The sequence below is a fragment of the Caldimonas manganoxidans ATCC BAA-369 genome, assembly GCF_000381125.1.
GTDB lineage: Bacteria > Pseudomonadota > Gammaproteobacteria > Burkholderiales > Burkholderiaceae_C > Caldimonas > Caldimonas manganoxidans.
The window spans coordinates 59,844-71,796 of the sequence record NZ_KB905940.1 but is presented as its reverse complement, the minus strand read 5'-3'; the positions used below and the strand labels follow the sequence as shown (position 1 = coordinate 71,796).

The window sequence follows — 11,953 nt, the reverse complement described above, 5'->3', positions numbered from 1 at the left end:
GTAGCCTCATGCTCATTCGCTGCCCAACAGCTCGAGGAGACCGTCGATGATCAACCGCCGCACCCATCTGAAACTCTCGATTCTGGCCGCGGCCGCGCTGTGCTGCGGGTCGGCCTTCGCCCAAAAGGGTGAGACCGTGAGAATCGCCTGGATCGATCCGCTGTCGGGCCTCATGGCCACAGTGGGTCAAAACCAGCTCAAGAGCTTCCAGTTCATGGCCGAGTATTTCAACCGCGGCAACCCGGCCGGTGTGAAGTTCGAGGTCATCGGCATCGACAACAAGCTCAGCCCACAGGAAAGCCTCAACGCACTCAAATCGGCCATCGACCAGGGTATCCGCTACATCGTGCAGGGCAACGGATCGGGCGCTGCCTTGGCCTTGTCCGATGCGGTCACCAAGCACAACGAGCGCAACCCGGGCAAGGAAGTCGTTTTCCTGAACTACGCGGCGGTCGACCCCGATCTGACCAATAGCAAATGCAGTTACTGGCACTTCCGCCTCGACGCTGACACGTCGATGAAGATGGAAGCCCTGACCACCTTCATGAAAGATCAGCCTGACATCAAGAATGTCTATCTGATCAACCAGAACTACGCGCATGGCCACCAAGTGGCGCGTTATGCCAAGGAAAATCTGGCCCGCAAGCGTCCGGACATCAAGATCGTCGGTGAAGACCTGCACCCGCTGGCTCAGGTGCGTGATTTCGCGCCCTACATTGCCAAGATCAAGGCCTCGGGGGCCGATTCCGTGATCACGGGCAACTGGGGCTCTGACCTGACCTTGTTGATCAAGGCGGCCAACGATGCCGGTCTGAATGCCAAGTTCTTCGTCTACTACGGTGGCGTCAGTGGCACGCCCACGGCCATGGGGGCCGCAGGCGAAGGCCGTGTCTACCAAGTGTCCTACAACCACTACAACATGGGGGGTGAAGTCGCCAAGATCCAAGAAGAATTCCGCAAGCGCTTCAACGACGACTGGTACACCGGCGCCACCTACCATGCCTTTGCGTTGCTCAGCAATGCGATGGCCAAGGCCAAATCGACCGATCCGGTCAAGGTGGCCGCCGCGATGAGCGGGTTGAAGTTCAAGAGCTTCAACGGCGAAGTCGAGATGCGGCGAGCCGACCATCAGCTCCAGCAGGGGCTGTACATCTCGCGTTGGCAGAAAGCCGATGCGAAGCACCCCTACAGCCCGGAAAACACCGGCTACACCTTCGTGCCGGTCAAGTACTTCGAACCCTATGTGTCCAGCACGCCCACGTCTTGCCAAATGAAGCGACCGTCCTGATCCGCCTCGAGGGCAGTCTCGTACTCCCGGGCCCGATGGCATCTTCCTGTCGGGCCCTTTTCTTTGATCATCGCGCCCCTGGGCGCTGACCATCGATGGACCTGCAGTTCCTCACGATCTCGATGCTGAACGGACTGAGCTATGGGCTCTTGCTGTTCATGCTCAGTTCGGGCCTGACGCTGATCTTCAGCATGATGGGCGTGCTCAACTTCGCCCATGCCAGCTTTTACATGCTGGGCGCCTACTTCGCCTACACGACCATGCAACTCGTGGGCTACTGGCCAGCCCTGGTGGTGGCTCCCGTGTTGGTGGGGGTGCTGGGCGCTTTGTTCGAAAGGTACTGCCTCAGGCGCGTGCACAAATTTGGCCATGTTCCAGAACTGCTGATCACTTTCGGGCTGAGTTATGTGATCCTCGAACTGGTGCAACTCGTGTGGGGGCGTTCGGCCGTGGACTACCGCGTGCCCGAGGCGCTGCAAGGGCCGTTGTTCACCATCGTGGGTTCCACGGCCGGTGCTTTGGACGTGGTCTGGGGTCTGGCCCCGCCTGAGATGTGTCGTGCGGTCGAGGAAGGCGTGCGCATCGTGTGCACCCAGTTCCCGAAATATCGGGGTTTCATGATGCTGGTGGCGGTGCTGATGCTGCTGGCGTTGTGGCTGCTGCTGACTCGGACCCGGGTGGGACTGGTGATCCAGGCCGCACTGACGCATCCCGAGATGGTCGAAGCCCTCGGACACAACGTGCCCAGGGTGTTCATGCTCGTCTTCGGAGGGGGAGCGGCCTTGGCCGGGCTGGCCGGGGTGATCGGTGGCAATGCCTTCGTCACCGAGCCCGGCATGGCCTTCACCGTGGGGGCCATCATCTTCGTGGTCGTGGTGGTGGGGGGCATGGGGTCGCTGGCCGGCGCCTTCTTGGCCTCGCTGCTGATCGGCATCATTCAGACCTTCGCCGTGGCCATCGATTACTCCTTCATCAACTTCTTCGCAAAGTTTGGTTGGACCATCACCCCCGAGACCTTCGGCTATGCGGTGTTCAAACTGACGGTCTCGCAGGTGGCGCCGATCCTGCCGTATCTGCTGCTCGTGTTGATTCTGATCTTCCGTCCCAAGGGTCTCCTGGGCACCCGGGAGGGCTGACTCCATGCCAACGCAAACCCTCAACGCCCCGGGCGCAAGCATGGCCTTGGCCGACCGCCCGGTGTATCACTTCAAGCCCTACAACGTCGGCCGTTGGATCATCTGGACGCTGTATGCCCTGGTATTGCTGGTCAGTCCGCTGATCTTCACCAGCGGCCTGTCGATGACCATGCTCTCGCAAATGGGCATCGCCATCATCGCCTGTCTGGCCTACAACATGCTGCTGGGCCAAGGCGGCATGCTCAGCTTCGGACACGCGGTGTACTCCGGCCTGGGCTCCTTCTTGACCATCCACACGCTCAACATGATTTCCGCGGGCACGCTGGCTGGCTTTCCGGTCAGTCTGCTGCCTCTGGTCGGCGGGCTGTCGGGCTTGTTTTTCGCTGCACTCTTGGGTTGGGTCACCACGAAGAAGGCCGGCACGCCCTTTGCGATGATCACGCTGGGCGTCGGTGAGCTCGTGTGGTCCATGTCGCTGATGTTTCCCGAGTTCTTCGGGGGCGAAGGTGGCATCAGCGGCAACCGCGTCACGGGCGCCCAGCCGTTTGGCATCACCTTCGGGCCGCAGGTGCAGTTGTACTATCTGATCGCCGTCTACACCTTCGTGTGCACGGCTGCCATGTACGCCTTCACGCGCACGCCGTTGGGTCGCATGCTCAATGCGGTGCGCGACAACCCAGAGCGGGTGGAGTTCATCGGCTACAACACGCAGGTGGTGCGTTACCTGGCCTTCTGTGCATCAGGCTTTTTCGCTGGCATCGCCGGAGGCTTGGGGGCGCTGAACTTCGAGATCGTCACCGCCGAGGTGGTGGGCGCGGCACGATCGGGCGCGTATCTGTTGTTCGTGTTCCTGGGCGGCGCCACCTTCTTCTTCGGGCCGATCATCGGCGCGATCCTGATGGTGGTGGCTTTCGTGCTGCTGTCGGAGATGACCGCTGCCTGGTTGCTCTATCTGGGGTTGATTTTCCTGTTCATGGTGATGTATGCCCCCGGAGGGATTGCCAGCCTCATCATGATGAATCTGCGCGTGGCTGCCTTCGGCAAGCTGCGACGCCTGTGGACGGCCTACTTGGCCTTGGGCGGCACGGCAGCCGTCGCCATCACGGGGGCGGCTGCCATGATCGAAATGGTCTACCACATGCAGCTCAACGTGGCGCTGGGCCCTGAGCTGAAGTTCATGGGCGCAACGCTCAACGCGCACAGCTTCGACAGTTGGTTTGGCGCGGTCTTCGTGCTGGTGACCGGCGTTTCCTTGTTCGAGCTGGCGCGTCGGGCCTTCGTCCGACAGTGGAACCAGATCCAGGAGGAAATCGAGTTGGAAATCCGTCGTCGGGAGGCCCTATGAGCTTCGCGGTCGAACTCAGGGACGTGCGCAAAAGCTTTGGCAAAACCGAGATCATCCGTGGTGCCAGCCTGCAAGTCAAAGCAGGCGAGCGTGTGGCCATCATCGGACCGAACGGGGCGGGCAAGTCCACACTGTTCAATCTCATCAGTGGGCGTTTCGCCCCGACCAGTGGCGAGATCTTGCTCAATGGCGAACGTGTCGATGGGCTCAAGCCCTACGAGATCAATCGGCGAGGGCTATCGCGCAGTTTCCAGGTGTCCAACCTGTTCCATCGGCTGACGGTGTTCGAGAACGTGCGCTGTGCGGTGCTGTGGTCTTTGGGGTATCGGTATGCGTTCTGGAAGTTTCTGGCTGACCTGGACGATGCCAACGAGCGCACCGAAGAAGTGCTCGAAATGATCAAGCTCGATCGCAAACGCGACACACAAGTGATGAATCTCACCTATGCCGAGCAACGAGCCTTGGAGATCGGCTTGACGATCGCCGGCGGCAGCAATGTCATTTTGCTGGATGAGCCCACCGCGGGCATGAGCAAGTCCGAAACCAAGCGCTTCGTTCAGCTGATTCGCGAGGTGACCGAGGGCAAGACCTTGCTGACGGTGGAGCACGACATGGGCGTGGTTTTCGGCTTGGCCGACAAGATCGCGGTGTTGGTCTATGGCGAGGTCATCGCCTATGACGAGCCGGATGCGGTGCGTGCCAACCAGCGCGTCCAGGAAGCCTATTTGGGGTCGGTGCTGGCCGAGCAGCAGGCCGCCGCCGTCACTGCAGGAGCCTGAAGTCATGCTGCACATCGAGAATCTGCATGCCTTCTATGGCAAAAGCCATGTGCTGCACGGGGTGCACATGGAGGTCAAGCCCGGCGAAATCGTGAGCCTGCTCGGCCGCAACGGCTCGGGACGTTCCACCACCGTCAAGACGGTGATGGGCCTGGTCGATGGGCAGGGGTCCATCAAGTGGAAAGGCGAAGAGATCCTCGGCCTTCATGCCTTCGACATCGCTCACCGTGGCATTGGCTACGTGCCCGAGAACCGCGACATCTTTCCCAAGCTCACGGTGCATCAAAACCTGATGCTCGGGCAGAAGAAGCAGGGCCAATCGGGGCGCTGGAGCTTCGATGACATGTACCAGCTTTTCCCGCGCCTGAAGGAACGCCAGCACACCGAGGCCGGCGTGCTCTCCGGCGGAGAGCAACAGATGCTCACCTTGTGCCGCACGCTCATGGGGGATCCCGAGCTCATCATGATCGACGAGCCCACCGAGGGTTTGGCCCCCAAGATCGTCGAACAGGTGGCCGAGTATCTGAACGAGCTCAAACGCCGTGGCGTCAGTGTGTTGCTGGTGGAACAAAAACTCACCATTGCGCTGGAAATCTCCACCCGTTGCTACGTCATGGGTCACGGCCGCATCGTCTTCGAAGGCACGCCTGACGACCTGCGCAGCAACGCCTATATTCGCAAGGAGTGGCTGGAGGTGTAGCGCCCTCGGCCGCCGGCAGCGCCGTGACGGCACATTCGTCCTGTTCTGTCACGCCGGCGACAAAGTGCCGGCGTTCTTGTTTTTTACACTCGAACGATCGTTCTATTGACTCCCGTTTCCACCGCAAAAGGGGCCTACCGATGAGTGCCAGTTATGAGCTTCACGGCGACATTGCCGTCATCACCCTGAACAACCCGCCGGTCAATGGGCTGGGCTACGACACTCGCAAAGGCATCACCGATGGGCTGCAGCAAGCCCAGGACGATCCGGCGGTGCGCGCCGTCGTGATCACCGGCGCGGGCAAGGCCTTCAGTGGGGGGGCCGACATCCGTGAGTTCGGCTCACCCAAGGCCGTGCAAGAACCCAACCTCCTCAGTGTGATCAAAATGGTCGAAAACTGCGACAAGCCCGTCGTGGCGGCCATTCACAGCGTCTGCATGGGCGGGGGGCTGGAATTGGCTTTGGGCTGCCACTACCGTGTGGTGGCCCCGGGCACCCAGGTGGCTTTGCCCGAGGTCAAAATCGGTCTGGTGCCCGGCGCCGGCGGCACGCAGCGGCTGCCGCGTGTGATCGGCGTCGAAAATGCCCTGAACATGATCGTCAGCGGCGATGCCGTCAAGAGCGAGGTGCTCGCCGGCATCCCCGGCCAGAAGCTCTTCGACCGGGTGATCGAGGGCGACCTGATGGCTGGAGCCTTGGCCTTTGCCCGGGAAGTGGCCGACCGACGCCCCTTGCCACGGGTGCGCGATTTGAAGGCTGAGCATCCGCAAGGCGCGGGCTATTTCCAATTCGCACGCAACACGGTCAAAGCCACGGCCCGGAATTTTCCGGCTCCGGTCAAGTGCGTTGATTGCGTCGAGGCGGCCACCACCAAGCGCTTCGACGAGGGCTTGGCCTTCGAGCGCGAGCAGTTCCTCAATTTGATGCTCACGCCCGAGTGTGCCGCGCTGCGCCATGCCTTCTTCGCCGAGCGGGCGGCCAGCAAGATCCCCGATGTGCCAGAGGACACCCCTACGCGCGAGATCCGCAAAGTGGCCGTGATCGGCGCCGGCACGATGGGCAGCGGCATCAGCATGAACTTCCTCAACGCCGGCATTCCGGTGGTCATCCTCGAGATGAAGCAAGAGGCGCTGGACCGTGGCGTGGGCGTGATGCGCCAGAACTACGAGTCGCAGGTCAAGAAGGGCAAGCTCACGCAAGACAAGTACGAACAGCGCATGGCGCTGCTGACCACCACGCTGAACTATGACGACATCCGGGACGCGGATCTCGTCATCGAGGCCGTGTTCGAAGACATCGGCGTCAAGGAGCAGGTGTTCAGAAAGCTCGACGAGGTGATGAAACCCGGTGCGATTCTTGCGTCCAACACCTCGACGCTGGACCTCAACAAGATCGCTTCGTTCACGCGGCGTCCTGCCGATGTGATTGGCATGCACTTCTTCAGCCCGGCCAATGTGATGAAGCTGCTGGAAGTGGTTCGCGGCGAAAAGACCGGCAAAGATGTGCTGGCCACCGTGATGAAGCTGGCCAAAGTGATCAAGAAGACGGCGGTCGTCTCCGGTGTGTGCGATGGCTTCATCGGCAACCGCATGATCGAGCAGTACAGCCGTCAGGCAGGCTTTTTGTTGGAAGAAGGCTGCACGCCCGAGCAGGTGGACAAGGCCATCGAGCGCTTCGGCTTTGCGATGGGCCCCTTCCGCATGGGTGATTTGGCCGGCAACGACATCGGTTGGTACATCCGCAAGCGCCGCTATGTCGAAAAGCCGCACATGCGCTACAGCAAGACGGCCGACCTGCTGTGCGAAATGGGCCGCTTCGGACAGAAAACCGGAGCCGGCTGGTACGACTACAAGCCGGGTAAGCGCGACGCCATTCCATCTCCGGTGGTTCTGGAGATGATCGAGAAGCACCGTGCCGAGTTGGGCATCACCCCGCGCAAGATCAGCGACGAGGAAATCGTCGAGCGGCTGGTTTACGCCTTGGTCAATGAGGGCGCGCGCATTCTCGAGGAAGGCATCGCCCTGAGGGCGTCGGACATCGACATGGTTTACTTGACCGGCTATGGCTTCCCGCTGTTCCGCGGCGGCCCGATGCGCTATGCGGACACCGTGGGTCTGTTCAATGTGGTGCAGTCCATGAAGCGCTTTGCCAAGAACCCTCACGACGATGCGCAGTTCTGGCAGCCCGCGCCGCTGCTGGCGCGCTTGGCCGCCGAAGGCAAGACCTTCAACTGAGACAGCCCGCCTCCTTACAAGTCATTCGAGGAATTGCCATGACCGATGCAGTGATCGTTTCCACCGCACGCACGCCGCTGGCCAAGAGCTGGAAAGGCGCCTTCAACATGACCCACGGCGCGACCCTGGGCGGCCACGTGGTCAAGGCCGCCGTCGAGCGTGCCGGCATCGAACCGGCCGAAGTCGACGACGTGCTGATGGGCTGTGCCACGCCCGAGGGGGCCACTGGCAGCAACATCGCCCGCCAGATCGCGCTGCGCGCGGGGCTGCCGGTGACCACCAGCGGCGTGACCATCAATCGCTTTTGCTCCAGCGGCCTGCAGACCATTGCCATGGCGGCGCAACGCATCATCGCCGGTGAAGGGGACATTTACGTGGCCGGTGGCGTCGAGAGCATCTCTTGCGTGCAGAACGAAGCCAACACGCACATGCTGCGTGAGAACTGGCTGATGCAGCACAAGCCCGAAATCTACTGGAGCATGCTGCAGACGGCCGAGCAGGTGGCCAAGCGGTACAACATTCCGCGTGAGCGAATGGACGAATACGGAGCCGCCAGCCAACAGAAGGCTTGTGCGGCCCAAGAAGCGGGCAAGTTCCGCGATGAAATCGTGCCCATCACCGTGACCGCCGGGGTGGCCGATCCCGTGATGGGCTTGCGCACCAAGGAAGTCACTGTCAGTGTCGATGAAGGGCTGCGGCCGGGCACCACTTACGAGGCGGTGGCCGGGATCCGTACGGCCTTGCCCGGGGGCGTCATCGCTGCGGGCAATGCCAGCCAGTTTTCCGACGGCGCGGGGGCTTGCGTGGTGATGAATGCCAAACTGGCCGAGCAGCGCGGTCTCAAACCCCTAGGGCGCTTCTTGGGCTTTGCGGTGGCTGGCTGCGAGCCCGATGAAATGGGCATTGGCCCGGTGTTTGCCGTGCCCAAGGTGCTCAAGCGCCTGGGCCTGAAGATGGACGACATCGATTTGTGGGAACTGAACGAAGCGTTTGCCGTCCAGGTGTTGTACTGCGCGGACACTCTGGGCATTCCCATGGATCGCTTGAATGTCAACGGGGGGGCCATTGCTTTGGGCCATCCTTATGGCATGAGTGGCCAACGTCTGACCGGCCATGCCTTGATCGAAGGCAAGCGTCGTGGGGCCAAGCGGGTGTGCGTGACCATGTGCATCGGCGGTGGCATGGGCGCTGCCGGTGTGTTCGAAGTGCTTTGAGTCCGCATGGAAGGGGCCGCGATGAGCTTGCGAGCCACGCTCGACTTCTTACTCTATGACTGGCTCGATGTGGTCGCATTGACCCGCCGGAAGCGGTTTGCCGACCACGGTCGGGAGACCTTCGATTCGGTGCTCGACACCTGCGAGCGCATCGCCCGCGAAAAGTTCGCCCCGTTCAATCGGCTGGCTGACCTCGAAGAGCCCCATTTCGACGGTCAGCAGGTGCATTTGCCACGCGCCACCCATGAGGCCGCACGGGCCTATGTCGAGTCGGGCATGCTGGCTGCCGCCCAAGACTACGAGATCGGCGGCATGCAGCTGCCCTGCGTGGTGGAGATGGCGGCCAACAGTTTTTTTTCGATGGCCAGCGTCTCTTTGGGAGCCTATGCCATGCTCACCAGCGGCAATGCCAGCCTGCTGATGGCGCACGGCACCCCGATGCAGAAGGCCGTCTTTGCGCGCAACGAGTTTGCTGGCCGCTGGTTTGGCACCATGTGTCTGAGCGAGCCCCAAGCTGGCTCCAGCTTGTCCGACATTGCCACCCGTGCGCAACCCGACGGAGCGGACTTTCAGGCCGATCCGCTGGGGCCGCGTTATCGACTCCGGGGCCACAAGATGTGGATCTCGGGGGGCGACCACGAGATCACCGAGAACATCATCCATCTGGTGTTGGCCAAAATCCCTGGCCCCGATGGCAAGCTCATTCCGGGTGTCAAGGGCATCTCGCTGTTCATCGTGCCCAAGCGTTTGGTCGATACCGAAGGACGCCTCACCGGCGAACGCAACGACGTGGCGCTGGCCGGCTTGAACCACAAATGCGGCTATCGGGGCACCACCAACACCCTGCTCAACTTCGGCGAAGGGCGCTTCCCCGTGCGCGGCGGCCCAGGGGCGATCGGCTACCTCGTGGGTGAGCCCGGGCGGGGCTTGGCGTGCATGTTCCACATGATGAACGAAGCCCGCATCGGCGTGGGCCTGGGCGCCACGATGCTTGGGTATGCCGGATTTCTCGCGTCCTTGGACTATGCGCGCCAGCGCCCGCAAGGCCGTCCGGTGGGGCCGGCTGGCAAGGACCCGTCCTCGCCGCCGGTGCCCATCATCGAGCATGCCGATGTGAAGCGCATGCTGTTGGCACAAAAGGCCTATTGCGAAGGCGCGCTGGCCCTGGAGCTGTATTGCGCCCGCTTGGTCGATGAGCAGTACACGGGGGAAGATGAGGCCGCCCAAGAGGCGAGGTTGCTGTTGGAAGTGCTCACGCCCATCGCCAAGAGCTGGCCCAGCCAGTGGTGCCTGGAGGCCAACAGCCTGGCCATGCAGGTCCTCGGGGGCTACGGCTATACGCGTGACTTCCCGGTGGAGCAGTATTGGCGCGACAACCGGCTGAACATGATTCACGAAGGCACACACGGCATCCAAGCCTTGGATTTGTTGGGTCGCAAAGTGCTGATGGAGGACGGACGCGGACTGCAACTGCTGGCCCAGCGCATCGAGGCCAGCATCGCGCTTGCTGCCGCTCAGCCGGCCGTGGCGCCGCTGGCGTCATCGCTGGCTCGGGCGCTGCAAGAGTTGGTCGAGGCCACACGCAAGGCCTGGGCCGGGGCTCAGCCCGACGAAGCACTGGCCAATGCCACGCCCTACCTGCAGGCCTTCGGACACGTGGTGCTGGCTTGGATGTGGCTCGAGCTCGCTCACCGCGCCTGGGCTTGCCGCGACCGGTTGCCGCCGGAGTTCGTTGAGGGCAAGCTGGCAGCGGCGCGGTATTTCTTCCGCTACGAGCTGCCGTGCATCGATGCGTGGCTGAGCGTGGTCGCCCACCGAAACCGTACCTGTTTGGACTTGTCGCCGCAGGCTTTGTGATGCGTGTGCAGTGGATCGACGCGGCCGCCTGGTTGCTCATCTACGGGGGTTTACTGGCCGCCGTGTGGGGTGGGTTCGTTGCCGCCCGTGCCCAGACGCTCGGGCTTGGGTTTATGCTGGTAGGGGCGGCATGCACAGCCGCCGGCGTGGTGCTGGTGATCGTGCGTGCCCGCATGGAAGGCCCCTCCCGGGAGAACGAACCATGATCCGACACATCGTCATGTGGCGACTGCGCGATCCGGCCGATGCTGCGAAGTTCAAGGACTTGCTGGATTCTTGTAAATCGGTCGTGCCTGGCATCTTGGAGTGGGAGGTGGGCATCCGCTCCCCCGGGCTGGAGGCCTCGATGGATGTGGTGCTCGTCTCGGGCTTTGCCGACCCGGCGGCGTTGCAGGCCTACCAAAATCATCCGCATCACAAGGCCATCGCGTCGCAGCTCGCCTCATTGCGCCTGGATCGCGTGGTGCTCGATTACCCCAGCCAGGCGCCGGGGTTGGCCGACGTGGACCTCGCGCAAGACTTGTCTTTCGCTCCCACCGCACCGGGCTCCCTGTGAAACCCAGTGCGCCTGTCCCTGATCCGTCGTTGAACCCTTTATCCACCATGAGCGTATCCTCTCTTTTCGACCTCAGCGGCCGCGTGGCCCTCGTCACCGGCGGCTCGCGCGGATTGGGCCTGCAGATCGCCGAGGCGCTCGGCGAGGCCGGCGCCAAGATCATGCTCAGCGCCCGCAAGGCGCCTGAGCTGGAAGAAGCCGTCGCCCATCTGCAAGACCGTGGCATCGATGCGCGCTGGATCGCCGCCGACGGCGCCAAGGAAGCCGACATCCAGCGCCTGGTCGATGAGACCTTGCAGCGGCTCGGTCCGGTCGATGTCCTGGTCAACAATGCCGGCGCGACATGGGGGGCTCCGGCCGAGGACCACCCGATCGAGGCTTGGGACAAGGTGATGAACCTCAACATTCGCGGTGTCTTTTTGCTGACCCAGGCCATTGGCAAACGTTGCATGATCCCGCGCCGTCAGGGCCGCATCATCAACATTGCCTCGATCGCCGGTCTGGGCGGGCAGCTGCCCACGGTGATGAGTACGATTGCCTACAACACCAGCAAAGGGGCCGTGATCAATTTCACCCGGGCGTTGGCTTGCGAATGGGGACGCTATGGCATCACGGTCAATGCCATCGCGCCGGGCTTCTTCCCCAGCAAGATGACGCGGGGCGTACTCGAGACGGTGGGCGCCGATACGCTGGCGGCACATGCGCCGTTGCAACGCCTGGGTGACGACGAAGACCTCAAAGGAGCTGCGCTGCTGTTTGCCACGCGGGCTGGCAAGCACATCACGGGGCAGATTCTCGCGGTGGACGGCGGTGTCAGTGCACTGACGGGCGGTTGAATCGCGTC

11 protein-coding genes are annotated in these 11,953 nt (G+C 62.4%); all 11 read left to right on the top strand.

Features of this window, described 5'->3' with window-relative positions; genetic code table 11:
- Positions 1-46: 46 nt before the first annotated feature.
- The 11 genes from F615_RS0108610 to F615_RS0108560 all read left to right on the top strand — a co-directional run bounded on the left by F615_RS0108610 (position 47) and on the right by F615_RS0108560 (position 11,945).
- The gene (locus F615_RS0108610; protein WP_019560777.1) at positions 47-1,288 is read left to right on the top strand and encodes a branched-chain amino acid ABC transporter substrate-binding protein; all 1,242 of its coding nucleotides are present in this window, start codon (positions 47-49) and stop codon (positions 1,286-1,288) included.
- A gap of 95 nt (positions 1,289-1,383) precedes the next feature.
- Positions 1,384-2,424 carry a branched-chain amino acid ABC transporter permease gene (locus F615_RS0108605; RefSeq protein ID WP_019560776.1) on the top strand — a complete coding sequence of 347 codons (1,041 nt, stop codon included), beginning with the start codon at positions 1,384-1,386 and terminating at the stop codon, positions 2,422-2,424.
- Positions 2,425-2,428: 4 nt separating this feature from the next.
- Positions 2,429-3,769, top strand: coding sequence for a branched-chain amino acid ABC transporter permease (locus F615_RS0108600; protein WP_156824584.1), 1,341 nt, complete (start codon positions 2,429-2,431; stop codon positions 3,767-3,769).
- On the top strand, positions 3,766-4,548 hold the full coding sequence (locus F615_RS0108595; RefSeq protein ID WP_019560774.1) for an ABC transporter ATP-binding protein: 783 nt from the start codon (positions 3,766-3,768) through the stop codon (positions 4,546-4,548). The genes F615_RS0108600 and F615_RS0108595 overlap by 4 nt, the downstream gene beginning before the upstream one ends.
- A gap of 4 nt (positions 4,549-4,552) precedes the next feature.
- Positions 4,553-5,248, top strand: a complete 696-nt coding sequence (locus tag F615_RS0108590; protein ID WP_019560773.1) for an ABC transporter ATP-binding protein — start codon at positions 4,553-4,555, stop codon at positions 5,246-5,248.
- A gap of 140 nt (positions 5,249-5,388) precedes the next feature.
- Positions 5,389-7,482: a 3-hydroxyacyl-CoA dehydrogenase NAD-binding domain-containing protein gene (locus F615_RS0108585; RefSeq protein WP_019560772.1), complete on the top strand. Its 2,094-nt coding sequence runs from the start codon at positions 5,389-5,391 to the stop codon at positions 7,480-7,482.
- Positions 7,483-7,520: 38 nt separating this feature from the next.
- Positions 7,521-8,696 carry an acetyl-CoA C-acyltransferase gene (locus F615_RS0108580; RefSeq protein WP_019560771.1) on the top strand — a complete coding sequence of 392 codons (1,176 nt, stop codon included), beginning with the start codon at positions 7,521-7,523 and terminating at the stop codon, positions 8,694-8,696.
- Positions 8,697-8,717: 21 nt separating this feature from the next.
- Complete coding sequence (locus tag F615_RS0108575; protein ID WP_026330161.1) at positions 8,718-10,553, top strand: acyl-CoA dehydrogenase; 1,836 nt, start codon at positions 8,718-8,720, stop codon at positions 10,551-10,553.
- Positions 10,553-10,759: a hypothetical protein gene (locus F615_RS0108570; RefSeq protein WP_019560769.1), complete on the top strand. Its 207-nt coding sequence runs from the start codon at positions 10,553-10,555 to the stop codon at positions 10,757-10,759. Before F615_RS0108575 ends, F615_RS0108570 begins: the two co-directional genes overlap by 1 nt.
- The gene (locus F615_RS18050; RefSeq protein WP_019560768.1) at positions 10,756-11,109 is read left to right on the top strand and encodes a Dabb family protein; all 354 of its coding nucleotides are present in this window, start codon (positions 10,756-10,758) and stop codon (positions 11,107-11,109) included. Before F615_RS0108570 ends, F615_RS18050 begins: the two co-directional genes overlap by 4 nt.
- A gap of 47 nt (positions 11,110-11,156) precedes the next feature.
- Positions 11,157-11,945, top strand: a complete 789-nt coding sequence (locus tag F615_RS0108560; RefSeq protein WP_019560767.1) for an SDR family oxidoreductase — start codon at positions 11,157-11,159, stop codon at positions 11,943-11,945.
- The last annotated feature ends 8 nt before the right edge of the window (positions 11,946-11,953 follow it).

Bases quoted from the DNA above. Each gene is read 5' to 3' on its own strand.
- F615_RS0108605 (WP_019560776.1), top strand. From the start codon at position 1,384: ATGGACCTGCAGTTCCTCACGATCTCGATGCTGAACGGACTGAGCTAT.
- F615_RS0108580 (WP_019560771.1), top strand. From the start codon at position 7,521: ATGACCGATGCAGTGATCGTTTCCACCGCACGCACGCCGCTGGCCAAG.
- F615_RS0108595 (WP_019560774.1), top strand. From the start codon at position 3,766: ATGAGCTTCGCGGTCGAACTCAGGGACGTGCGCAAAAGCTTTGGCAAA.
- F615_RS0108570 (WP_019560769.1), top strand. From the start codon at position 10,553: ATGCGTGTGCAGTGGATCGACGCGGCCGCCTGGTTGCTCATCTACGGG.
- F615_RS18050 (WP_019560768.1), top strand. From the start codon at position 10,756: ATGATCCGACACATCGTCATGTGGCGACTGCGCGATCCGGCCGATGCT.
- F615_RS0108575 (WP_026330161.1), top strand. From the start codon at position 8,718: ATGAGCTTGCGAGCCACGCTCGACTTCTTACTCTATGACTGGCTCGAT.
- F615_RS0108560 (WP_019560767.1), top strand. From the start codon at position 11,157: ATGAGCGTATCCTCTCTTTTCGACCTCAGCGGCCGCGTGGCCCTCGTC.
- F615_RS0108610 (WP_019560777.1), top strand. From the start codon at position 47: ATGATCAACCGCCGCACCCATCTGAAACTCTCGATTCTGGCCGCGGCC.
- F615_RS0108585 (WP_019560772.1), top strand. From the start codon at position 5,389: ATGAGTGCCAGTTATGAGCTTCACGGCGACATTGCCGTCATCACCCTG.
- F615_RS0108590 (WP_019560773.1), top strand. From the start codon at position 4,553: ATGCTGCACATCGAGAATCTGCATGCCTTCTATGGCAAAAGCCATGTG.
- F615_RS0108600 (WP_156824584.1), top strand. From the start codon at position 2,429: ATGCCAACGCAAACCCTCAACGCCCCGGGCGCAAGCATGGCCTTGGCC.